This window comes from Mycobacterium lacus, from assembly GCF_010731535.1.
Classification (GTDB): domain Bacteria; phylum Actinomycetota; class Actinomycetes; order Mycobacteriales; family Mycobacteriaceae; genus Mycobacterium; species Mycobacterium lacus.
This window is the reverse complement of sequence record NZ_AP022581.1, coordinates 4081051-4104234: the sequence shown is the minus strand read 5'-3', so window position 1 is coordinate 4104234 and position 23184 is coordinate 4081051. Positions and strand designations below refer to the sequence as shown.

General features: G+C 66.7%; 21 protein-coding genes, 1 tRNA gene and 2 pseudogenes. 13 read left to right on the top strand and 11 right to left on the bottom strand.

The window, feature by feature from the left end; all coding sequences use genetic code 11:
* Positions 1–211 precede the first annotated feature (211 nt).
* Together G6N24_RS18940 and G6N24_RS18935 are read left to right on the top strand one after the other, a co-directional pair.
* A complete protein-coding gene (locus tag G6N24_RS18940; protein WP_163745559.1) occupies positions 212–943 on the top strand; it encodes a DUF433 domain-containing protein in 732 nt (243 codons plus the stop codon).
* Positions 944–964: 21 nt separating this feature from the next.
* A complete protein-coding gene (locus tag G6N24_RS18935; RefSeq protein ID WP_085159362.1) occupies positions 965–1396 on the top strand; it encodes a PIN-like domain-containing protein in 432 nt (143 codons plus the stop codon).
* Positions 1397–1489: 93 nt separating this feature from the next.
* On the opposite strand, the gene G6N24_RS24925 is transcribed toward G6N24_RS18935, so the two are convergent.
* Entirely contained in the window at positions 1490–1630 is a 141-nt protein-coding gene (locus tag G6N24_RS24925) for a hypothetical protein (RefSeq protein ID WP_232070608.1), read from the bottom strand.
* Between the two features lie 460 nt (positions 1631–2090).
* Between G6N24_RS24925 and G6N24_RS24920 the strand changes: the two genes are divergently transcribed.
* Entirely contained in the window at positions 2091–2327 is a 237-nt protein-coding gene (locus G6N24_RS24920) for a site-specific integrase (protein ID WP_232070607.1), read from the top strand.
* Between the two features lie 12 nt (positions 2328–2339).
* Here G6N24_RS24920 and G6N24_RS18925 read toward each other — a convergent pair.
* Positions 2340–2413, bottom strand: a tRNA-Gly gene (locus tag G6N24_RS18925).
* 279 nt (positions 2414–2692) lie between these two features.
* Between G6N24_RS18925 and G6N24_RS18920 the strand changes: the two genes are divergently transcribed.
* The 4 genes from G6N24_RS18920 to G6N24_RS18905 all read left to right on the top strand — a co-directional run bounded on the left by G6N24_RS18920 (position 2693) and on the right by G6N24_RS18905 (position 6875).
* Complete coding sequence (locus tag G6N24_RS18920; protein WP_085159359.1) at positions 2693–3361, top strand: hypothetical protein; 669 nt, start codon at positions 2693–2695, stop codon at positions 3359–3361.
* A gap of 29 nt (positions 3362–3390) precedes the next feature.
* The gene (gene dcd / locus G6N24_RS18915; RefSeq protein ID WP_085159358.1) at positions 3391–3963 is read left to right on the top strand and encodes a dCTP deaminase; all 573 of its coding nucleotides are present in this window, start codon (positions 3391–3393) and stop codon (positions 3961–3963) included.
* A gap of 122 nt (positions 3964–4085) precedes the next feature.
* Positions 4086–5459, top strand: coding sequence for a DUF7159 family protein (locus G6N24_RS18910; protein WP_420866028.1), 1374 nt, complete (start codon positions 4086–4088; stop codon positions 5457–5459).
* A gap of 63 nt (positions 5460–5522) precedes the next feature.
* Positions 5523–6875: a UDP-glucose dehydrogenase family protein gene (locus G6N24_RS18905; RefSeq protein ID WP_085159356.1), complete on the top strand. Its 1353-nt coding sequence runs from the start codon at positions 5523–5525 to the stop codon at positions 6873–6875.
* 155 nt (positions 6876–7030) lie between these two features.
* Here the strand turns inward: G6N24_RS18905 and G6N24_RS18900 are convergent, their stop codons facing one another.
* Positions 7031–8413: a cytochrome P450 gene (locus G6N24_RS18900; protein ID WP_085159354.1), complete on the bottom strand. Its 1383-nt coding sequence runs from the start codon at positions 8411–8413 to the stop codon at positions 7031–7033.
* Positions 8368–8790, bottom strand: coding sequence for a hypothetical protein (locus tag G6N24_RS18895; protein ID WP_085159352.1), 423 nt, complete (start codon positions 8788–8790; stop codon positions 8368–8370). The genes G6N24_RS18900 and G6N24_RS18895 overlap by 46 nt, the downstream gene beginning before the upstream one ends.
* A 64-nt stretch (positions 8791–8854) precedes the next feature.
* Here G6N24_RS18895 and G6N24_RS18890 point away from each other — a divergent pair, with 64 nt between their 5' ends.
* A complete protein-coding gene (locus tag G6N24_RS18890; protein ID WP_085159350.1) occupies positions 8855–9457 on the top strand; it encodes a TetR/AcrR family transcriptional regulator in 603 nt (200 codons plus the stop codon).
* On the opposite strand, the pseudogene G6N24_RS18885 reads toward G6N24_RS18890, so the two are convergent.
* Both G6N24_RS18885 and G6N24_RS18880 read right to left on the bottom strand, forming a co-directional pair.
* Positions 9438–9926, bottom strand: a pseudogene (locus G6N24_RS18885) (class I SAM-dependent methyltransferase); the annotation flags it as partial. The gene G6N24_RS18890 and the pseudogene G6N24_RS18885 overlap by 20 nt on opposite strands.
* Positions 9927–9948: 22 nt before the next feature.
* Positions 9949–10521, bottom strand: coding sequence for a Uma2 family endonuclease (locus G6N24_RS18880; protein ID WP_085159348.1), 573 nt, complete (start codon positions 10519–10521; stop codon positions 9949–9951).
* A 122-nt stretch (positions 10522–10643) separates the two neighbouring features.
* Here G6N24_RS18880 and G6N24_RS18875 point away from each other — a divergent pair, with 122 nt between their 5' ends.
* The 3 genes from G6N24_RS18875 to rfbA are packed head-to-tail and all read left to right on the top strand — an operon-like array spanning position 10644 to position 12705.
* Positions 10644–11399, top strand: coding sequence for a maleylpyruvate isomerase family mycothiol-dependent enzyme (locus G6N24_RS18875; RefSeq protein ID WP_085159346.1), 756 nt, complete (start codon positions 10644–10646; stop codon positions 11397–11399).
* 40 nt (positions 11400–11439) lie between these two features.
* Positions 11440–11811 carry a nuclear transport factor 2 family protein gene (locus tag G6N24_RS18870; RefSeq protein ID WP_085159344.1) on the top strand — a complete coding sequence of 124 codons (372 nt, stop codon included), beginning with the start codon at positions 11440–11442 and terminating at the stop codon, positions 11809–11811.
* Between the two features lie 27 nt (positions 11812–11838).
* Positions 11839–12705 carry a glucose-1-phosphate thymidylyltransferase RfbA gene (gene rfbA, locus G6N24_RS18865; protein WP_085159342.1) on the top strand — a complete coding sequence of 289 codons (867 nt, stop codon included), beginning with the start codon at positions 11839–11841 and terminating at the stop codon, positions 12703–12705.
* Between the two features lie 14 nt (positions 12706–12719).
* Here the strand turns inward: rfbA and G6N24_RS25405 are convergent, their stop codons facing one another.
* Positions 12720–12842: a hypothetical protein gene (locus G6N24_RS25405; protein WP_264035137.1), complete on the bottom strand. Its 123-nt coding sequence runs from the start codon at positions 12840–12842 to the stop codon at positions 12720–12722.
* Positions 12836–14070 (bottom strand): annotated as a pseudogene (locus G6N24_RS18855) (integrase catalytic domain-containing protein). Before G6N24_RS18855 ends, G6N24_RS25405 begins: the two are co-directional and overlap by 7 nt.
* 46 nt (positions 14071–14116) lie before the next feature.
* On the opposite strand from G6N24_RS18855, the gene G6N24_RS18850 reads away from it, so the two are divergent.
* Positions 14117–15637, top strand: coding sequence for an HNH endonuclease signature motif containing protein (locus G6N24_RS18850; protein ID WP_163745558.1), 1521 nt, complete (start codon positions 14117–14119; stop codon positions 15635–15637).
* A gap of 143 nt (positions 15638–15780) precedes the next feature.
* Here G6N24_RS18850 and G6N24_RS18845 read toward each other — a convergent pair whose 3' ends face one another.
* The 3 genes from G6N24_RS18845 to iniR form a co-directional block, all read right to left on the bottom strand.
* Positions 15781–17070: a pyridoxal phosphate-dependent aminotransferase gene (locus G6N24_RS18845; RefSeq protein WP_085160540.1), complete on the bottom strand. Its 1290-nt coding sequence runs from the start codon at positions 17068–17070 to the stop codon at positions 15781–15783.
* A 32-nt stretch (positions 17071–17102) separates the two neighbouring features.
* Positions 17103–19931 carry a (Fe-S)-binding protein gene (locus G6N24_RS18840; protein WP_085160538.1) on the bottom strand — a complete coding sequence of 943 codons (2829 nt, stop codon included), beginning with the start codon at positions 19929–19931 and terminating at the stop codon, positions 17103–17105.
* A 104-nt stretch (positions 19932–20035) separates the two neighbouring features.
* Positions 20036–22513, bottom strand: coding sequence for an isoniazid response ATPase/transcriptional regulator IniR (iniR, locus tag G6N24_RS18835; RefSeq protein ID WP_232070823.1), 2478 nt, complete (start codon positions 22511–22513; stop codon positions 20036–20038).
* A 127-nt stretch (positions 22514–22640) separates the two neighbouring features.
* Between iniR and G6N24_RS18830 the strand changes: the two genes are divergently transcribed.
* The gene (locus tag G6N24_RS18830; RefSeq protein ID WP_085160534.1) at positions 22641–23180 is read left to right on the top strand and encodes an Rv0340 family IniB-related protein; all 540 of its coding nucleotides are present in this window, start codon (positions 22641–22643) and stop codon (positions 23178–23180) included.
* Positions 23181–23184 lie beyond the last annotated feature (4 nt).

Genomic DNA, 23184 nt, shown 5'->3' with positions numbered 1-23184 from the left:
AGTCCCTGCGGGTCCAACGACGGCGACCGTTCCGCTGATGAACTGCGGAATTAGACCGCGGTCGACGGTGGCGGACTCGCTCGGATTGCCGGGAGTTAGCCGCAAGTTGTAACAACGTCGTGACACCGAGGCCGTATCGGCTTGAGCGCGGAGCGGTTACGAAAGTGCGTGTTCGCCGTGGCCGTGGGTGGCTACTGCCATGATTGTGGTCGTGGGCACTACCGACGTAATCGACCTGCAAAACCGGCCGGTGTACGGGTTCGGTCAGGTCGACCACATACTCGGCCTCAAAGCCGGCACCTCAGTGCGGTGGATCGACGGCTACCGTCGCGCCGGCCGGGACTACCCGCCGGTGATCCGACCCGAGCGCACCGGCGAGGAGATAGTGACGTGGGGCGAGTTCGTCGAGGCCCGGCTCCTGGCCGAATACCGCGACGCTGGCGTGCCGCTCATCAGGATGCGGCCGGCCGTCGAGAAGCTCCGCGAGGAGCTCAACACTCGCTACCCGTTGACGTCGGCCAAGACGTGGGTGGACGTCGCGGGCCGCGAGCTCGTCCGCAAGGTTCAGGACGCCGTCGGCCTCGATCGACGGCTCCTGATCGTTGTGCGCAACGACCAGCAGATGCTCGACTGGTCGGCGCCAGCGCAGGAGTTCGCCGGGTCGCTGGAATGGGAGGACGTCGGTCGCGGCCGGGCGAAACGGCAAGAGGTGACGAGCCTGCGACCCGATCCGGCGATCCGCGACGTCGTCGTGAATCCGCTACAGCGGTTCGGCGAACCGTCGACGCGGGGCGTGCCGACCGAGGTCATTCGGGAGCTCTACGTGGCCGGCGACCCGATTGAAATGATCGCCGAGCTCTACCAGTTGCCGCGCGAGCTCGTCGAGGCGGCCGTCCGCTATGAGCTCAGGGCGGCCGAGGCGTACGCAGCGCGGGCGAGCTAGACCAGCGGGGGCCCGCCGAGGATGGTCGCCGTCGAGCACCTCGTGCGGTTCTACGTCGACGAGAGCGCGGCCGGCCTCGGCCTCGCGCTGGCCGCGGCGCGTAGCGACACAATCCACTCGGGACACACGCTCATCCCGGAATGCCCACGCGGCGCGCTCGACACCGAATGGATTCCAGCCGTGGCCGGCCGTGGGCTCATCGTCATTACCCGCGACAAGAAGCTGAGGACCAAGCCTGTCGAGGTGCGGGCGCTGTGGGAGCACGGGCTGCGGGTGTTCTGCATTGGCGGTAAGCGCGACCTGTCGACGTGGGAGTGGCTTGAGCGAGTGGTGCGGCATTGGCCGCGGATGGAGGCGCTCATCGACGAGCGCGGTCCTGGCCCGTGGATTTACATGCTCAACGAGAACAGAGTCGATGAGTTCGTGCCGGGATGGGCCGCCGGCCACGGTTGACACCAGCCCGCAACGCAACACTCGCCGCATTCGACGACCCGGCCGAGCTGAAAACCGCCAGATAAACCAGCAGACGCGCCGAGCGCGCGGCGGTTACTCCGAGCGCGCCGAGCTCGCGCCGGCGCTCATCCGGTGTAGCACGCGTTTCGGCCGATAGGCTTGATCCGGACGAATACCGATCTCGCTCAATGCCACTGCCGTTTCGTTGGAAACGGCGGCGAGGACTTCGAGCATGCCCGCGTCGTGAGTGCACAGGGTGATCCAATGCGGTTTGCGCGCAGGGCGTGATCTTGCCCTTGCCGACAGCGTCGTCGACGGCCGCCTCGATCTTCTGCGCCTTTGGCGGCGGCGGCCGCGATCTTTCGGCCCTCCCGGGCGTCTTGGCGCAGCGCAGCGAGGGTGTGGGTGTCGCGACGACCGCAAGCCCGGCCTTGAGCGCCGCAGCGTCGACACCTACGCCGAGGCCGAGGTGAAGATGCTGCTGGCGTCGTTCGCTGACGATCGGGCTCGGGCATGCTTGGGAGCTCGCGCTGTGCGGCCTGCGGCGCGGCGAGATAGCAGGCCTGACCGGCTCGTCGTCGTGTTCAAGGCGGCAAAGAAACGGCAGGCCGCCGAGCGGCTGGCCCTCGGCCGCGACGGCGGCTCGTAGGAGTACGTCGCGAGCAACGAGGCCCGCGAGCCGTATCACCCGCAGGTGCCGTCGCGGTATTGGCGAGACGCGGTCAAGTCGGCGGGTCTGCGGCCGATCAAGCTGTGCGCGGCTAGTCACACCGCTGCGACAGCCATGCACCTAGCCGGCGCGCCCGCTGCGGTGATCGCGTGGATCGGACACAAGGACGCCAGTCTGACAATGGGGCGGTACGCGCACAGCCGGGACGACGCTCTGAGGGCCCCCGATGACACTTTCAATCGAGTTCTGACAACGTCGTGACACCGGAGCCGATGGAGCCGATGACGGGAATCGAACCCGCGTATTCAGCTTGGGAAGCTGATGTTCTGCCATTGAACTACATCGGCGCGGTTGCCCAAGAAGGCTAGCACCCAGCAGCGGATGCGCTAGCCGGGTGCTGCCAGGAAGGAGCCTCATGTCGCAGGTCCCGGTCGCCGGGTTCGGACCGTATGGCACGACGCCCGCGACTCCGGCTCAGCTCACTGCCGTGCCTGGCACCGCCCGAGATGGCGGCCGGTATCGAAGTCCGAATACCCAAATTGACCCGTGGTCGCGAGCGGCTGCTACTTAGGGATCTTAAAAATTTTATATTTATTATTTCGTTATCGTGTCGTAATCTGCTCTTCGTGGGTCGGCACGAATTAGCCAGGGACCGACGAAGGTCGTCAGCAGTCCTGGCTGCGCTCATTGCCCCGGCGGCCGTCTTCTTTGCGACAGCGGGTGATGTCCATTCTTTCGCGCCCCGCGGTGACGCCCAGCCGGTTATTGGCGACATCGCGCCGTGCTGCATGGAGGTGGTGGCAACAGCACCGATCGCGATTCCGTCGGATACGTCCCATGGCGCCGTCGGGATGGGCTTCACCGAAGCCGAGTTCGTCAGGGCATCGAGATGGCGGGTCGACAACCGGTCCCGCTTTTTGCCCGTCGGGGTCGCACCGGAGCAGGGCCTACAGGTCAAGACCATCTTGGCCGCCCGGAGCATCAGTGCGGCCTTCCCCCAGATTCACGAAATCGGTGGCGTTCGCCCGGACGCGCTGCGATGGCATCCCGGCGGTTATGCGCTGGACGTGATGATTCCCAACCCCGGCACCGCCGAGGGCATAGCGCTGGGAAACGAGATCGTCGCATTCGTGCTCACCAACGCGACTCGATTCGGGATGCAAGACGCGATTTGGCGTGGCGTCTACTACACGCCCAACGGCGCACATGCGACCGGGGCCGGCCACTACGACCACGTCCACATCACCACCACCGGCGGCGGATACCCCACCGGCGGCGAAATCTACCTCCGCTGAGCCAGTCCAGCAGCAGATACGCTCGTCGGGTGCTGCTCTCCGATCGCGACCTCAGGGCCGAAATCTCCGCCGGGCGGTTGGGCATCGATCCGTTCGACGACACCCTGGTACAGCCGTCCAGCGTCGACGTTCGCCTTGACTGCATGTTCCGGGTGTTCAACAACACCCGCTACACCCACATCGATCCCGCGCAGCAGCAGGACGAGCTGACCAGCCTGGTGCAACCGCTCGACGGGGAACCGTTTGTGCTGCACCCGGGCGAGTTCGTGCTCGGCTCCACGCTGGAGCTGGTCACCCTGGCCGACAACCTCGCGGGACGGCTGGAAGGCAAGTCGTCGCTGGGCCGGCTGGGACTGCTGACACATTCCACCGCGGGCTTCATCGATCCCGGCTTCACCGGCCACATCACGTTAGAGCTCTCCAACGTCGCCAACCTGCCGATCACGCTGTGGCCGGGCATGAAGATCGGTCAGCTGTGCATCTTGCGATTGACCAGCCCGTCCGAACACCCTTACGGGAGTACGGGAGTGGGGTCGAAATACCAGGGTCAGCGGGGACCCACGCCGTCTCGTTCGTACCAGAACTTCATCAGGTCCAGTTAGCTTCGCGCTGCAGCCGTGGCAGGCGGACGCGAGTAGAGTCGACCCAATAGACTCGGGATTGGGCCCGCGACTGGCGACCAAAGACCGTTGGGGGAGCTTTGGACACCGTACTGGGTGTGTCGATGGCACCGTCGGCTGTCCAGATGGTGCTGGTCGAAGGCGAGAACGGTGACGGCGCCATCGTCGACGAAGACAAGTTCGAAGTCATTCCCGACTTGGCCGCAACCGCCGCGGCCGATCAGGTGATCTCCGCGATCCTGGGGACCAGGGAGGGCGCGGCCGAGGGCGGCTACCAGCTGACAGCTACCGGCGTGACCTGGACAGACCCGATCGAGGCCGCTGCGCTGCGCGACGCGTTGGCCGCGCGCAAGATCGAGAACGTCATGCTGGTCTCGGCGTTTCTGGCCGCGGCCGCGCTCGCTCATGCAGTTGGCAACGAAACCAATTACGCCCAGACCGCGCTGTTGTTCATCGAGCCCGATGCCGCCACCTTGGCGGTCGTCGACACCGCCGACGGGTCGATCGCCGACGTTCATCGGCAGGGCCTCGTCGACGACGACGACGCGGCGGTGGCCCAGTTGGCCACGATGGTCTCGGACGCCGAGGCGTTACAGACGCGCCCGGACGCTGTGTTCGTCGTCGGCTCCGGCATCGACCTTCCGATGATCAAGCCGGCACTGGAGGCGGCGACATCGCTGCCGTTAACTGCGCCGGAGGAGCCCGACACCGCGCTGGCCAGGGGGGCGGCGCTGGCGTCGGCACATGCGCCGCTGTTCGTCTCCTCGACCGCGGCGCGGGCCTACGCCCAGGATCCCGGCACCGGTGCGGTCAATCCGATTACGCTCGCACCCGCCTACCTCGACGTCGCCGCCGATGCCGACGATGGCCTCGCCTACAGCGCCATTCCCGACGACGTGGCTGACACCCATGTCGGGGAGGTCACGGCCGCTCAACGCGAGCGGGGATCGTTCACGCTGCTCGGTAGCACGTTGGCGGCGATCTTTATCATCGGGGTGGCGGCGCTGCTCGTTGCGCTGGCGATAGCCATCCGACCGACGGCGGAACTGCGACCCGATCCGGGCCACAACGTCGTCGCCCCGACACCGCCGGCACCGGCAGCGCCCCCTCCGGCACCGGCCGCGCCAACTCCCGCTCCTGCGGTAGTACCGCCGGCCCCCGCGCAACAGGTTCCGGTCCCGGCTCCTGCCCCGGCGCCCGCGCCGATCCCGGTGCCAGCCGCTCCTGCCCCCGCACCGGCGGCGCCTATACCGGTGCCAGTTCCGATACCCGTGCCCCCCGTCCTGAGCCCCCAATTACCCTTCGACCCCCCGGCGGGGGCCGTGGCGGCGGCAAGCCCCCTAACTTCGGCAAGGTCCCCGGCGGCAAGTTCCCCGGGGGCGGTCACGGTGGAGGTCACGGCGGCGGAAGGGGTGGTGGTCACGGCCGCGGTGGGTTCAACATCCCGGGGATCCCCGGCATCTAAATTCGCCGGGTAGCCGTCACCTGCCGTTCAGCGTCGCGATGCGGTTCGCTCATCGCGGCCACCTACACACGGTGTTATGCGATGCACCGTCTTCGGCACGGGCTATCTGGGTGCTACCCATGCCGTCGGAATGGCGGAACTCGGACACGACGTCGTCGGGGTCGATATCGATCCGGGTAAGGTCGCCAAGCTCGCCGGTGGCGACATCCCGTTCTACGAGCCCGGCCTGCGACAGCTGCTGACCGACAACCTCGCCGCCGGGCGTTTGCGGTTCACCACCGACTACGACGTGGCCGCCGAGTTCGCCGACGTGCATTTCCTGGGGGTTGGGACACCGCAGAAGAAGGGCGAATACGGCGCCGACTTGCGCCACGTCCACGCCGTCATCGACGCGCTGGTGCCGCGCCTGACCAGGCCGTCGGTCCTCGTCGGCAAGTCGACGGTCCCGGTGGGCACCGCGGCAGAACTGGGCCGACGCGCCGGTGCGCTGGCGGCCCGGGGCGTCGACGTCGAAATCGCCTGGAATCCGGAGTTCCTGCGCGAGGGTTTCGCCGTGCACGACACCCTGCATCCGGATCGCATTGTGCTTGGGGTGCAGGATCATTCGACACGCGCCGAGCCGGCCGTTCGCGAGCTGTATGCGCCGCTGCTGGATGGCGGCGTGCCCTTTCTGGTGACCGACCTGCAGACCGCGGAGTTGGTCAAGGTTTCCGCCAATGCCTTTCTGGCAACCAAGATTTCGTTCATCAACGCAATCTCCGAGGTGTGTGAGGCCGCGGGCGCCGACGTCAGCCTGTTGGCCGATGCGCTGGGATACGACCCCCGGATCGGACGGCAATGCCTCAACGCGGGTTTGGGTTTCGGCGGTGGCTGCCTGCCCAAGGACATCCGCGCGTTCATGGCCCGCGCGGGTGAGCTGGGAGCCGACCAGGCGCTGACCTTTTTGCGAGAAGTCGACAGCATCAACATGCGCCGGCGCACCCGGATGGTCGAGCTGGCCACCGCCGCGTGCGGCGGCTCGCTGCTGGGCGCCAACATCGCGGTGCTCGGCGCGGCGTTTAAACCCGAGTCCGACGACGTGCGGGACTCGCCCGCACTCAACGTCGCGGGCCAGCTGCAGCTCAACGGCGCCACGGTCAATGTGTACGACCCGAAGGCGCTGGACAACGCGAACCGGCTGTTTCCCACGCTGAATTACGCGGTTTCGGTCGCCGAGGCGTGCGAGCGCGCGGATGCGGTGCTGGTGCTGACCGAATGGCGGGAGTTCGTCGACCTCGACCCCGACGACCTAGCCGACCGAGTGCGGGCCCGGGTCGTCGTGGACGGCCGCAACTGCCTCGACGTCACCCGCTGGCAGCGGGCCGGCTGGCGGCTGTTCAGGCTCGGTGCCCGTCGGGCCCAGCCAGCGCAGGTACTCCCGGTCGCATAGGAGCGTGGGTGGGCATCCGGATGCCGGTAGCGGTCGTCGATGGGGATGAAGCGGTGGGTTGGCCAGGCCCGGGCTGTTCGCGACGGCCGTAACTCCTGCCAGTGAGCGATCGTCGTCGACCGATCCACCTCCACCACGTCGACACCAATGTTGGTCTATGGCATTTCGGCGCCGCCGCCGCACCCGACCAGGCTGCGTTGCCGGGTAAGCCGAAGGCGTGCACCATGTTTGGGAACGGTGGTGATGTTGCGCACCATGGGCGTCTCGCCCTTGGGGGATTCCGATGCACTGATGGTGAGTTGCCCGAATATCTCCTGCAGGATGACTACGCCCTCGGTGAGTGCGAACCCAAAGCCAAGGCATCGGCGTACACCCCCGCCGAACGGGAGCCAAGTGTTCGGTGCAACACTGCCGTCGAGGAACCGGCTGGGGCAGAACTCTTTGGGGCTGGGGTGTGATTCCGCTCTGGCGTGGGCAAGCAGGATCGACGTGTTGACCACCGTGCCCGCGGGCAGTTTCCAGCCGCCGATTTCGGTTGCAGCCGTGACTTTCCTTGCAGTAGAAGCGATTACCGTGTGCCGGCGCATCCCCTCCTTGAAGACCGCCTCCAGGAAACCGTCATCACCTGAGGCGGCCGCGGAGACGACCTGGTCCTGGATGCCGGGAGCCTGGGCAAGTTCCCATAGCGTCCAGGACAGCGCCGCGGCGGTCGTCTCATGGCCGGCCAGCAGCAGGGTGATGAGTTGGTCGCGCAGCTCGGCATCGGTCAAGGGCGTCGTCGACGCGTCTTTGCTCTGCAGCAGTCGGGACAACACATCGGTGCGGATGTCGAGGTCGGAAACTGTGCGGCGAGCAGAGATTTCACGGTACAGGATGGCGTCGATCTTGCCCTGGCTGTCGAAGAAGCGCTTCCACGGGTTCACCCGTTTCAGCCACGGGTATCGAAGCCCCGCGAAGATCGCGGGCCGGACGTTGATGATTTCCTGCAGGCGAGTGGTCAACTCGGCCTTGACATTTGGATCGGTGACACCGAAAACGACCCGCAGAATGACGTCGAGAGTGAGCGCGTTCATGCAGTCAAGGCTGTTGATGCCGGCACCGATAGGCCATCGCGCGATGTGCTCACGGGCAACCGAGGCGATCATGTCGCGGTATTCGCGCAGAGCGGCCCGGGTGAATGCAGGCATCAGCAGCGAACGCATCCGCGCATGCTCGGCTTCGTCGGTCGTTAGCACCGAGTGCTCGCCCATCACGAAACCCAGGATCTGGTTGCCCTCGCCCGCGTGGAGGGACTTCGGGTCGGCCGCGAAGATCTCTTTGATGTGTTCCGGCCGTGTGTAGACCACGAGGTTGTCAGCGTACGGAGGCACCCGCAACGAGAACACGTCTCCGTACTTGCGGTGCATCGCCGGCAGGAACCATTCCCGAAACTTCAGATACAGCACGCTCTGCACATAGCGGGGCAGCCGCGGCCCGGGTGGCAACGTCGCAGTCACCGTGCCTCCTTGTCGAACTCCGGGGCCGCAACCCCCGGCCACGACACGTCGCGGTCGATGCAGGCCCGACGCAGCGCTTGAATGAAGTCGCCGGCGTCGCCGGACACACCTGCAAAATCGTTGGGGCCCATCAGCATTTGGTGCCCGTCGTTTGTCTGTGCCAATACCGCCGGAGTCAGGTCACCGGTCAACCTTGCGACGTCGGCGGAGCGCTCATTGCGGTGCACAAGGTCGAACGGGACACCCAGAGCGCACGTCACGTCCTTCCACTGGGGGTTGGCCCGCAACCCCCGATGGGTGATGTCACATAGCGCGCAGGACGTCGTCCCGCGCAGCTTGCTGAACACGTAGGCCAGCTCGCCCCGCACCCCACCGTCGCCATTGAACACTCCGATGAAACGAACAACCTCGTTTGCCACAGTCTCTCCGCCCGATCAACAAATGTTTGATGTAAACGATTGTTTATCACGATAGGATGCATCCATGCAACAGCTCCGCACCAACCGCGACAAACTGCTGGACGGCGCTCTCGCTTGCCTACGGGAACGCGGCTATGGCAACACCAGCTCGCGCGACATCGCTCGCGCCGCAGGGGTGAACGTCGCGTCGATCAATTACCACTTCGGCAGCAAGGACGCGCTGCTCGACGATGCCCTCGCTCGCTGCTTTTCCACCTGGAACCAGCTCATCCAGGAGGCGTTCGATCGGTCCGCGGCCTGCAGTCCCTACGAACAGATGCGGGCTGTCCTCGAGGCGACAGTTGATTCGTTCGAGCAGATCCGTCCAGCCGTCTACGCGTGCATCGAGTCGTACGCCCCCGCGCTGCGCTCAGAGGTTCTGCGGGAACGCCTTGCTGCCGGATATGCCGACGTGCGGCAACGTTCGGTCGACCTGGCCCACGCTGCCCTTGCCGGCACCGACGTGCAACCACCGGAAAGCCTGCCGACGATCGTTTCAGTGCTGATGGCAGTCGTCGATGGCCTCATGATCCAGTGGATCGCCGACCCGTCCGCCACCCCCCGATCGGCCGAGGTTCTCCAGGCGCTCGCCGACATCGGCGCCGTCGTCAGGTCGCCGTTGCCGTGAACCACACGGTCGACGGATGGTCGGACCTGCGCTCGATGCGGACGTCGCTGAAGCCGCGGCGCGAAGCCACGCCGCGGTGTCGTCGGTGGTGGGCACGCGGTAGATCGAGGGGTCGAAGCGCGCCGCGAGCGGTCGGTCATCGGATATGGAGGTCAGGACGAGTCGAGCGCCGGGCCGCAATGCTCGAGCGATGTCGCGCGGGCTGGCGCGGGGATCCCGCCCGAAGTAGAAGTTGTGCACGCTGAGAGCCTTGTCAAGGCCCTCATCAGCGATCGGCAGGGTTGTCCCGTCCCCTCGATGCAGCGAGATAAGCCCAGCCGCAATCTGTTTCGCAATTGCGGTGCGCGGCGATTGCGATCATGGTCGCCGAGACTTCTACGCCGATCACTTCGGCACCGGCAGCGGTGCGCAGCCCAAGGGTGTTGCCGGGGCCGAAGCCGATTTCGCGGATGCGCTCACCCGATGCCGGCTCGAATCGAGCGCACGGCGCTTTAGTGGCCAGTCAACTCATCCACCGTGAATTCCATGTCCATCGGCTCGAGCACATGGACCCGATCTCCCTCGAGCGCCATGACGCGTCGATAGTTTTCGCCCTCGAGGTGGTACGCGAGAAACCGGTCATTGATCGGTGCGTCGGGATCGATGATCCAGTAGTTCTCGATGCCAGCCTTCGCGTATTCATGCAACTTCATGACGTGGTCTGTCCCGCGCGAGCCGGGCGACACGATCTCGACGACGAGCACAACATCTGCTGCAGGAACCCGGGCAGGGCGCCCCTCGAACACGCGATCCCGAACCACAACGATGTCCGGATCGCGCACACTCGGCGGGAACGATGCCCTCGTGATCACCTCGATCTCGGGAAGCGCTTCGAGCCCATCCGGCAGGTGATCGTCAAGGAGGCGGGTAAGCCTTTTCGAAATCCGCTGATGCCATAGCTGCGGACGCGGCGACATGATGAGTGTCCCCTCACTCAGTTCCCACCGTCGCGTCGGGTCGAGTTCCAGCGCATCCCACTGCTCGAGGCTCAGCAAACCCCGCGGCAGGTGTGCAAGGTCGGTCACCGTGCACCTCCTCCCCGATGGAACTGGACTAGTTGCAGACTACGCGCGACGGCGATCGCGTCCCAGCCTGGCGTCTCCCACCGACAGTCGATGCACACGCAGCACCCGAGTAACCTGACCGCGTGGACTACGCGGCGGCATTCCTCGAACAGAACCGCGCTTTTGCGGAATTGATCCGCAACGCGGACGAGTCCAAGCCGGTGCCGACCTGCCCCGGTTGGAGCCTTCAGCAACTGCTCCGCCACGTCGGTCGCGGCGACCGCTGGGCCGCGCAGATCGTCAGAGACCAGCTTGACCACTTCCTCGATCCCCGCCGCGTGGAAGAGGGCAAGCCCCCGCCGGATCCCGACGAGGCGATCTCCTGGTTGCAGGACGGAGCGCAGCTCATGGTCGATGCCGTCGAACGGACTGGTGCCGAAACGACGGTGTGGACATTCCTCGGGCCGCGCCCCGCCATCTGGTGGACCCGGCGACGACTGCATGAAACGGCGGTGCACCGGGCCGACGCCGCGATCGCGGTCGGCGCTGACTTCACCCTCGCGCCCGAGATCGCCGCCGATGCGATCACCGAGTGGCTCGAGCGCGTCGCGATCCAGGCCGGCAGCGACGGCGTGCCACTGCCGCTAGAGGACGACACCACCATCCACCTGCACGCCGTCGATCCTGGGTTGGGTGAGGCAGGCGAATGGACGATCCGCGCTTCAGAGTCGGGGATCACCTGGTCACACGAGCACGGCAAGGGCACGGTGGCTCTGCGCGGCGGTGCCACCGAGCTGCTGCTGGCGATGGTGCGCCGAGTCCCGGTCGCCGACACCGGCATCGCGATGTTCGGCGATGATGCCGTCTGGGAAAAATGGCTGGAACGAACGCCCCTCTAAACCTGTGACCAGCCCGGGTTTACGCGGTAATTTGCAGACCATGACCACATCGGAGATTGCCACCGTATTGGCGTGGCACGACGCCCTCAGCGCCTCCGACCTCGAGACCCTGGTGGCCTTGTCCAGCGACGACATCGACATCGGCGACGCGCACGGCGCCGCGCAGGGCCACCAGGCGCTGCGCCGGTGGGCCGCTTCCCTCAACACCACGGCAGAGCTTGGCCGGATGTACGTGCACGAGGGGATCGTGGTCGTCGAGCAGGAGATCAGCCGTGAGGACGATCCCGGCGACGTCACGAAGGCGTCGGCGTTCCGGGTGGTGCACGATCATGTCACCTCGGTGTTCCGCCATGAGGACTTGGCGTCGGCGCTGGCGGCCACGGAGCTGACCGAGGCAGACCTGGTTGAGTAAGCTCGATTGAGGCATTAGGAGCCATTCATGCGGGGGATCATCTTGGCCGGCGGTTCGGGCACCCGCCTGCATCCGATCACCATCGGCATCAGCAAGCAGTTGCTGCCGGTCTACGACAAGCCGATGGTCTACTACCCGCTGTCCACGCTGATGATGGCCGGCATCCGCGACATTCTGGTGATCACCACGCCCCACGACGCGGCCGGATTCCAGCGACTCCTAGGCGACGGGACGCAATTCGGCATCGACATCAGCTACGTGACGCAGGATAGTCCCGACGGGCTGGCGCAGGCGTTCGTGCTGGGCGCCAATCACATCGGCACCGACTCGGTGGCTTTGGTGTTGGGGGACAACATCTTCTACGGTCCCGGACTGGGTACTAGCCTGAGCCGCTTCCAAACCGTCAGCGGCGGAGCCATTTTCGCCTACTGGGTGGCCAACCCGTCGGCCTACGGTGTCGTCGAATTCGGTCCCGACGGCATGGCGCTGTCGCTGGAGGAGAAACCCGAAACACCGAAGTCCCACTACGCGGTGCCGGGCTTGTATTTCTACGACAACGATGTGATCGAGATCGCCAAGGGCTTAAAGAAATCGGCGCGCGGCGAGTACGAGATCACCGAGGTCAACCAGATCTACCTCAACCGCGGCCGGCTGGCGGTCGAGGTGATGGCCCGCGGGACGGCCTGGCTGGACACCGGCACGTTCGACTCGCTGCTCGATGCCAGCGACTTCGTCCGCACGCTGGAGTTGCGGCAGGGGTTGAAGGTGAGCGTTCCCGAGGAAGTCGCCTGGCGGCGCGGCTGGATCGACGACGAGCAGCTGGCGCAGCGCGCCCGCGGCTTGGTCAAGTCCGGATACGGCGGCTACTTGTTGGAGTTGTTGGAACGCAGCTGATTTCGGCTGGTTGGCTACGGCAGCCCCGCCAGCCCGTCCTGTCCGAGCAGCAGACCGCCGGAGCCGCCCTTGCCGGCGGTGCAGGTGTTCGGGCCGGTCCCGCCGTTTCCACCGTTACCGCCGTTGCCGATCAGCACGGCGTTGCCGCCCTGACCGCCTTGACGGCGGCGGCGGCGGCGGAAGCCGAGCAGTTTCGTGAAGTGCTTTCGGTGCGTGCTTGATCCGGCGCGGTCGGTGTCGGCCTGTTGCCTTGTGTGAAGATGGGCGCGAGGGCGTCGGGTCCAGCTATGCTGGTGGCCAGCGTGAGGGGCTGGGCGGTCAGGGCTTGGATCTGGTGTTGGGTGGCGGCGGGATTGATCAGGGAGTAGGTCCGCGTTAGTGCCACGATGCGCTCCACGGTCATGGTGGGGTGATCGATCGCGTGATGGAACGCGGTGGCGGTGGTGTCGTGTTTCTTGGGCACCGTGGCGCCGTTGCGGACTTTAGAGATCGGTTTCTGCTGTGGGTAGAAGTAGTTGGTCAGCTTGGACTGCAACTGCCAGATCTCGTTGAGCGGCAACAGTTCTGCGGGGGTGTCGTGGCGGTGGTAGCCGACCACGGTGCGCACCGCTGCCCCATATTTTTCTGCTCGACGTGATGACCGTCGTTCTTATAGCCCGGTCGCGCCCGGGTGAAGGTGATCTGGCGGTCCTGGCACCGTTGCAACAACAGGTCGTTGATGAATTCCGATCCGTTGTCGGAGTCCACACCTAGGATCGGGAACGGCATCTTGCGGGCAATGTCATTTAGGGCGGCCGGCACGCATTTGGCGGTCTTGTCCGGCATTGAGCGGTTCTCGGTCCAGCCGGTGGCGATGTCGGTGACCGTCAGCGTGAAGGCATGGCCTCTAGCCCGGTTGCCGCCGTCGCGCCAGACCAGGTCGATCTCGACGAACCCGGGCCGCGCGTCGTCACTCGGCCCAGGTGCGCACCGGGATCTGGCTTTTGAGAAGCGATCCCGGCTTTGTCCCCACACGCCCTTGAGCTGGTGTTTGGTCCGCTCACCAGCCAGGCGGCGATCGATGGTGGCCGCTGACATTGACACCAACAGCGCCGCGGTGGCCTCGTCGATGACCAGTTCTCCGAACTGATGCAGCACTGCCACCGGTTGCCTGAGCATCGGCGCAAGCCGTTTGCCGGCGGGCATTGCGGGCACTGTCCAGCGCACCATCAGCGCCGCGGTGACATCAGGCCCGTACTTCACTGGCCGCGGACTGCGCGGGGTGACGATCTTGGGTTGCAGCGCCGCTTTGAGCGCCTTGCGGGCATGGCTGCGGTGCCACCCGGTGTTAGCGCACAACTCGTCGAGAATCTCTTTCGCGCGCATTTCTGATGAGTCAACGCGGTCGGCGGGGTCTGCTAGTATCGAATGTATGTTCGAACAAGTGCTCGATCCGGAGGTGGTGGCCCGTTTCGATGAGCACGTCGAGCGGCGCCATCCGTCGACCACCGCGGAGTCGGCGGGGCTGATAGAGCGGATTTGTGCGGCCGCGCGGGCGGAGAACCGGGCCGCGGCCGCGCAGCTGGTGGCTGTGGGGGAGTTGTTCGCCTCTCGGTTGTCGCGGTGTTCGGAGACCGAGGACTGGGCGATCGACACCATGGAGGCCGTGGCCGCCGAGGTGGGTGCGGCGTTGCGGATCAGCCAGGCGCGCGCCGCCGGCCGGCTGCGGTATGCCCGCGCGATGCGTGAGCGGCTACCCAAGACCGCTGCGGTGTTTGTGGCCGGCGAGATCGACTTTCGGGCGTTTTCCACGATCGTGTTCCGCACCGATCTGATCGTCGACCCCGAGGTGCTGGCGGCGGTGGATGAGTTGGTGGCGCTCAATGTGACGCGCTGGCCCTCGATGACCAGCGCCCGGCTGTCCGGGGCGGTCGATAGGATCGTGGCCCGCGTGGATACCGATGCGGTGCGCCGGCGTAAGGAGTATCAGGCCGATCGGCAGATCTCGATCGGACAGGACCAAGACGGCCTCTCGCGCATCGACGGCAGCCTGTACAGCGTCGACGCCCACGCACTGGACAAGCGGTTGACTGCGTTGGCGGCCACCGTGTGTGCCCACGATCCGCGCACCCGCGAGCAGCGCCGCGCCGACGCGTTGGGGGCGCTGGCGGCCGGGGCGGATCGGCTGGGCTGTGGCTGCGGGCTCACCGACTGCCCGGCCGCCACCCGCCCGGGCGCGGCCCCGGTGGTGATTCATGTGATCGCCGAACCCGCCACCATCAATGGCACGGGCTCGGCGCCGGCATCTGAGATGAACGCCGACGGGCTGATCACCCCCGAGCTGGTGGCCGAACTCGCGAAGACGGCCACACTGGTACCGCTGGTTCACCCCGGCAATGCCCCACCCGAGCCCGGCTATGTGCCCTCGAAGGCGTTGGCCGATTTCGTGCGGTGCCGGGATCTGACCTGCCGCTGGCCCGGCTGTGACCGGCCCGCCGTCGATTGCGATGTGGATCATTCGATCCCCTACGCCGCCGGTGGGCCCACCCATGCGGCCAACCTGAACTGCAAATGCCGAACCCATCACCTTGTGAAGACCTTTTGGGGCTGGCGGGAACGGCAACTACGCGACGGGACCCTGATTTTCACCTCACCGTCGGGGCACACCTATGTCACCACCCCGGGCAGCGCCCTGCTGTTTCCCAGCCTGTGCCGCGCGGTCGGCGGCATGCCGGCACCGGAAGCCGACCCCCCGCACGACTACTGCGCCCACCGGACCGCGATGATGCCCAAACGCCGCCGCACCCGCGCCCAAGACCGCGCCCACCGCATCGCCACCGAACGCCGACAAAACCGCACCGCCCGCACCACTCAACCCACCGCGCCTACCGGGTGCACCATCGACATCGGACCCGCCCCACCCGACACCAACCGCGACCCACCACCCTTTTAGGAAGCACGTGAACACGTTCGCGGTGGCAGCGACAAGAACGCCGACCTGGCTTGGGGGTGTCTCGGCTCCCCAATGTCTCCGTGACCCCACATGCGCACCTCCCACGCGGGCACCAACCACCGCGCCCGTCACGTCGTTGGCGGTTACTGACGGTAGCTGGCCAGGAAGTTGCCCAGCCGCTCGATCGCGGCCGCGAGATCACGGGACCAGGGCAACGTCACGATGCGCAGGTGATCCGGTGTCGGCCAATTGAATCCGGTGCCCTGGGTGACCAGGATCTTCTCCGACAGCAGCAGGTCGAGGACCAGTTGCTCGTCGTCGGCGATGTCGTAGACCTCGGGATCCAGCCGGGGAAACACATACAGCGCGCCCTCCGGTTTGACGCACGAGACCCCAGGAATTTCGTTGAGCTTGCTCCAGGCAACGTCGCGCTGCTCGAGCAGCCGGCCGCCGGGCAGCACCAGGTCCTCGATGCTCTGGTGGCCGCCGAGGGCGACCTGGATCGCGTGCTGCGCGGGGACATTCGGGCATAACCGCATGTTGGCCAGCAGGCTGATCCCCTCGATGAAGCTGCTGGCGTGGTCCTTGGGTCCAGTGATCACCAGCCAGCCGGACCGGTATCCGGCAACACGGTACGCCTTGGACAAACCGTTGAAGGTCAGCGACAACATGTCGGGCGCAAGCGATGCCACGCTGATGTGCTTGGCGTCGTCGTAAAGGACCTTGTCGTAGATCTCATCGGCGAGCAGCAACAGTTGATGCTTGCGCGCCAGGTCGACCATCTGAGTGAGGATTTCGCGGCCGTAGACCGCGCCGGTGGGGTTGTTCGGGTTGATGATGACCAGCGCCTTGGTGCGCTCGGTGATCTTGGATTCCAGGTCGGCGATGTCGGGCTGCCAGTCCTGGGTCTCGTCGCACAGGTAGTGCACGGGTGTGCCGCCCGCCAGCGAGGTCGACGCGGTCCACAGCGGGTAGTCGGGCGAGGGGATCAGCACCTGATCGCCGTTGTCCAGCAGGGCTTGCAGCGTCATCGTGATCAGCTCGGAGACCCCGTTGCCCAGGAACACGTCGTCGACGTCGAATCTGGGGAAGCCGGGGACAAGCTCGTAGCGGGTGACCACCGCGCGCCGCGCCGGCAGGATGCCCTGCGAGTCGGAGTATCCCTGCGCGTACGGCAGCGCCTGGATCATGTCGCGCATGATCACGTCGGGTGCCTCGAAGCCGAACGGTGCGGGGTTGCCGATGTTCAGCTTGAGGATGCGGTGCCCCTCGGCTTCCAGCCGCGCGGCGTGCTGGTGTACAGGGCCGCGAATTTCATACAGGACGTCCTGCAATTTGGACGACTGCGCGAAGGCGCGCTGGCGGTGATGACCGGCGGCATGCCAGGGCAGCTGGTGAGTTGTCACGTCAACCATGGTGCCATCGCTGTCCACTGAAATTTGCTGATAGGTGTCAAATCGGTGGATCAGCGCTTGCCCGGCGGCCGGGCGCCGCGCGCGATGCCCAACCCTTTAACGGGTGCAGCGGGCGGGGCCGGGGGAGCCGCTTCCCCGTCCGGTTGCGACGGCGGCTCCGGCTCCGGCTTTGCATCGGGTTCCGGTGCGGCGGGTGTAGGAGCTGCCGCTTGCGCGGGGCTCTTCTTTGCTCCCGGCCGCTTGGCACCGGCGGCGATACCCAGACCCTTGACGGGCGCGGTGGGCGCCTCAACGGCGGGTGCCTCAACGGCGGGTGCCTCGGCGGCGGGCGCCTCGGCGGCGGGGGTTTGCGCAGCGGCTTGGGGGGCTCCCTTCTTGGCACCGGGTCGCTTGGCGCCGGCGGCCAGGCCCAGACCCTTGGCCGGCGCAGCCGCCGCCTTGGCCTCCGGGGTTTTGGGGGGCTGCGCCCCCGTCTTCTTGGCACCCGGGCGCTTGGCGCCGCCGGCGATCCCGAGGCCGGTGACGGCCTTGGTGGCCTTCTCGGGTTTTGTAGCCGCCGGCTTCTCGGCCGCTTCTTCGATTTTCTCGGCAGGGGGACTGGGTGCCGCAGCCTCGGGCTCGGCCTTCGCCGCGCGCTTCGAGGCCTCCTTTGCGGCCGTACCCTTCGCCGGCAGCAGCGACGTGTCGTGATCGAGCGAGCCGAGCAGCACCTGGGCCACGTCGAGCACCTCAGGAACAGGCCGGTCGCTGCCGGCCTCCGCCCGGTCGTTGACGCCGTCTGTGACCATCACCCGGCAGAACGGGCAGGCGGTTGCGATGGCGGCGGCGTTGGTGGCCAGCGCCTCGTCGACGCGCTCGTGGTTTATCCGCTTGCCGATGTGCTCTTCCATCCACATGCGGGCGCCGCCCGCGCCGCAGCAGAAGCTGCGCTCGGCGTGGCGCGGCATTTCGGTGAGGTTCGCTCCCGCGGCGCCGATCAGCTCGCGCGGCGCCTCGTACACCTTGTTGTGCCGGCCCAGATAGCACGGGTCGTGATAGGTGATGTCTTGGGATACGGAGCTGAGGGGGACCAGCCTCTTGTCGCGCACCAACCGGTTGAGCAGCTGCGTGTGGTGCAGCACAGTGTAGTTGGCACCCAGCTGCCGGTATTCCTTGCCGATGGTGTTGAAGCAGTGCGGGCAGGTGACCACAATCTTGCGGTCGACGGTCTCCACACCCTCGAACAGTCCGTCCAGGGTCTCGACAGCCTGTTGGGCCAGTTGCTGGAACAGGAACTCGTTGCCCGACCGGCGCGCGGAGTCGCCGTTGCAGGTTTCCCCGGTACCCAACACCAGGAACTTCACCCCGGCGATGGCGAGCAGTTCGGCGACGGCCTTGGTGGTCTTTTTTGCCTTGTCGTCGTAGGCGCCCGCACAGCCCACCCAGAACAGGTATTCGTAGCCGTCGAAACTGTCGACATCCTCGCCGTAGACCGGGACGTCGAAGTCGACCTCGTCGATCCAATTGGTCCGGTCAGAGGCATTCTGCCCCCACGGGTTGCCCTTGTTCTCCAGGTTCTTGAACAGCACGGACAGCTCGGACGGAAACTCCGACTCCATCATCACCTGGTAGCGGCGCATATCCACGATGTGGTCGACATGCTCGATGTCCACCGGGCACTGCTCGACGCACGCGCCGCAGGTGACGCAGGACCACAGCACGTCGGGATCGATCACACCGCCCTGTTGGGCGGTGCCGACCAGCGGGCGGGCCGCTTGCTCGGGCCCGTGCCCGGGCACCCGGCCGAAGCCGGACTCCGGCACATGGTGGCCCTCCTCCTTGACCGTCTCGAGGTCGAGACCCTCAAGCGGCTCCTGGCTCTTCTCGCCCAGGATGTAAGGCGCCTTGGCCATCCAGTGGTCGCGCAGGTCCATGATGACGAGCTTGGGGGACAACGGTTTTCCGGTGTTCCAGGCCGGGCATTGCGACTGGCAGCGCCCGCACTCGGTGCAGGTGGCGAAGTCGAGCATCGCCTTCCAGGTGAAGTCTTCGATCTTGCCGCGCCCGAATTCGGCGTCGTCGGGCGGGTTTTCGAAGTCGATCGGCTCGCCGTGGGCTTCGACGGGCAGCAGCGGGCCCAACCCGTCCGGCAATCGCTTGAAGGTGACGTTGATCGGCGCCAAGAAGATGTGCAGGTGCTTGGAGTGCAACACGATCAGCAGGAACGCCAGCATGACGCCGATGTGCAGCATCAGCGCGACGGTCTCGACGATCTCGTTGGCGCCCTGACCCAACGGATGTAGTAGCGAGCCCATGGCGTGGGAGAAGAATGCGCCACGGCCGTAAGGGAATTCGTCGCCGAGCGCGTTGACCGATGCCCCGCGGAAAATGGCATACGTCCAGATGACGTTGAAGATCATGAACAGGATCAGCCAGGCACCGCCGGTGTGCGAACCGTAGAACCGGGACTGCCGACCGTGTTCCTTCGGCTCGGTGCGCAACCGGATGATCGCGAAGGTGACGATGCCGGCCAGCACGGCCAGCGCGAAGAAGTCCTGCAGGAAGCCCAGCGCGTCCCAGCGGCCGATGATCGGGAGGTGGAAGTTGGGTTGGAACAGCACCCCGTAGGCCTCGATGTAGACCGTCAGCAGGATGAAGAAGCCCCACATGGTGAAGAAGTGCGCCAAGCCCGGCAGTGACCACTTCAGCAGCCGACGTTGTCCGAACACCTCGGCGATCTGGGTCCAGATCCGGGTGCCCAGATTCTCGGTGCGCCCGGTGGCGGGCTGGCCGGACATGACCAGCTTGTACAGCCACCACACCCGTCGCAGAGCGAACGCTCCCACGACCGCCGTCATGCCCAGACCCAGCACCAGTCTGATGAGCGTTTGCGTGGTCACGGAAGGTCACCCCAATGCTTAGATACTCCGGCGTCACGACGCCGTACCCTGTTTAACCTGCCCATACTGACATCTGCGCGGTTCTGAGCGCGAGGGAGGCTGTCCTAACCTACGGGTCGAGTCAACATCGCGCGCAGCATCGACAACATCTCCGAGCGGGAGCCGGCGCCGAGGCGACGACGGATCCGCGCCACGTGGTGTTCGACCGTCTTGGCCGAGATGAACAGTTGGCCGCCAATGTCGCGGTAGGGCATGCCCAACAGCAGCAGCTCGGCGACCTCGCGTTCGCGGTCGGACAGCGGTGACCCCGCCGGAGGATGGCGGGGCGGGGGCGGACTGCCGGTCGCGGGTTCCTCATCGGGCGTCTCGCCGGCCATTTCGGTGGGGCCCGCGCTCAGCTTGAGGTCGCGGGCCAGTTGCAGCATGGCCCCGGACACCCGGGCGTCGGGCGTTTGCAGCGCCGCCTGACCAGCCAGCCGGGTCGCATCCGCGGTCAACCCGACGTGGGACAACGCCCGGGCCGCCGCGGTGACCTCGGCGGGATCGACCTGATCGGCAAGGACCCGCAGCCAGGTGCGTCCGGCGCCGGAGAGCGCCCGGGCCAGGGCGCTGCCGACCGCCGCCCCGCTGAGGGCCTGTCCGTGCGGCGCCACCGCCTCGGGCGAGTTGGCGACTATTCCGGCGTGCACCCCGGCCCAATGCAGCGGAACGGACCACAGCGCGGGATTGCCCAGCGATTCCAACAGGCTGAACGCTTGATCCAGGGTGTGTCGCATCTGGTCCAGCTGGCGCATCCGGGCAGCCGCGATCCACAATTCCCCCAGCGGCAGCAGCGTGAACAGGTCGACGGAGTACTCGGCGAGCACTTCCATGGCGGCATACCAATGGTTTTGCAGCGCACCCGCGTCGCCGCCGCGGCGCGCGATCGCGGTCTGCAGCGCCGCCGCCCACAACGTGTCGCGCCGGCGCAAGTCACCGGAGGCCGCCGCGACAGCGTCCGCGCTGGCCCACGGCAGCTGCCCGTCCTGCATCTTGATCCAGCCGGACAACAGCAGGTGGCGACGCCGGAACAGCGCGTCGTCGCCGGCACACACGGCGCGACCGATGACGCTGCGCGCGCGCACCGGATCGCCGGCGTGGATCGCCGCCAAGGCAACCAGGGCGGCGGGGCTGTCCGGAATGACTTCGGTCATCGTTCGTTCGGCCGCGATGGCCTGGCCCAGCCTTGTCATCGCGGCCGGATACGGCCGATCCATGGTCATCAGCAGCCCTTCGGCGAGGCTGCGCGACGCACGAGCCGCCATCGTCGGCGGGCCGGCGTCCTTGAGGCGCAGCGCGGCGCGCGCCGACGCCAGGTCACCGGTCCCGGCCAGCGCGATCGCCGCTGCCGCGCCCACCACCGCATCCGGGTAGGGGCCAAGCCAGCCGAACAATTCGGCCGCCTGACCCGCGTTGCCCTCGTGGGCCGCGACGCTGCCCGCAATCCGTACCGCCGCGGCGCGTTCGACGGAGTTCGAGGAGGCGAGCAGATCGTCGGCCAGTGCCGCGGCGGCGGCGCAGTCCCCGGAGAGGGCGAGCGCGTCCGCCAGTCGGGCAGTCAGCCCGGTGGCACCGGCGTCGATGGCGGCCCGGTACAGCCGCGCGGCCCGCTCCGACCGGCCGCGCGCCTGCGCGGCGTGCCGGGTCAGCAGGTCCGCCAGCCGGTCGTCGCGCAGCCCGTGTTCGGACAGTCGCAGCGCGAGATCGGGCGACACCGCCGACATGTCGAATTGTGTACGCAGCAACGCGGTTTCGACCTCGTGGTGGTGGGCATTTCCGACGATTTGCGCGACCGCGTCATGCACCGACCGCAGGAACGCCGCGGTGTGCGACGGTTCGACGAGTCCGCTCGCGCGGGCCCGATCGACCAACCCGCGGGCGTCTGCTGCCGAAATCGCCAACGCGGCTGCCACATCGGCCGTCCCTAACTCCTGGCTGAGCGACATGATCAGCAGGGTGTCCAGGGTCGGGTCGTCGTGCCGGCGCAACCGCTCGATCAGGGCGAACTTGGCCAGCTGCGCCGGGGACTGCGCGCCGGCGGACACGGCGTGAACCAGGAAGGGCAGCCCGGCGGTGCAGTCCAACAGGTGGTCGGCGACCGGCAGCGGTCCGAGCGCTATCCGAGATCCATCCCGTTCGATGACCGTCGTCAGGGCTCGCAGCGCGGCGCGCTGCTCCTGGGCTTCGGCGGCCACCACGACCGTCGCGCGCGGGTCGGCAGCCCGGTCGGCGAGGTCCGACAGTTCGGCGTCGGTCAGCAACTGGGCGTCGTCGACAACGAGCGCCGCGTCGGGTGGATCGTCGTCTCGTGGCGGGCGTGCCAGCACGGTCAACCCGGCGCGGCGCAGCCCGTCGCGGGCAGCGGCGAGAACGGTGGTTTTGCCCGTTCCGATACCGCCGCTGATCAGGACCTTGGCCGGCGCCGTCGCGGCGTTCGCGAGGGCCCGGATGGCCTCGCGCGCTGACGGCGGGATCTCAGTGCCGGGTTCGGTCACCCTGGATCCCCATATCCCCACAATTCCCCTAACGTCGTGCCCCCTAATAGTGCCGCAGGGTAGGTGGGTTTCGCACCGATCAACGCCGTTGCCTCAACCGATAACATTTTGATAATCGGCTGGGATTTCCCCGTGGTCGCCACGGCATCGGACACTGAGGGGGAGGAGGAGCGTGATGGCAAACTCGTTGCTCGATTTTGTGATCTCACTCGTGCGCGACCCCGACGCCGCCGCACGCTACGCCGCCAACCCCGCGCAGGCGATCGCCGATGCCCATCTTACGGATGTGACCAGCGCCGACGTGAACAACCTGATCCCGATGGTGTCGGATTCGCTGTCGATGGCGAACGCGGATACCACCGCCGCGGGAACACCTCCCGCCGATCATGGCAACGTGTGGGCAAGCGGAGCGGCCACGGCCGCCCTCGACGCATTCTCGCCACATATCCCTGCGGGAGTTGTCGAACAGCATCGAGCGTCAAGCGGCGTGATCAACCAGCCGGCCACACCCGACCGCGGTGACGTGCCCACGGATCCGCATCTGTTTCCGGCCGTCGGAAATGAACCGCCGGTCCTGCACACCGCGGCTGAGGTGCCGGAAACCACCGTCGACCACGGCGTATTCCCGCCAGAGGATCCGGGTATCGGGGACCACCCGGTCATCCACCCCCACACCGTCGAGGCCGATCATCACGGTTTCGGCATCCACGGGTAGCGCG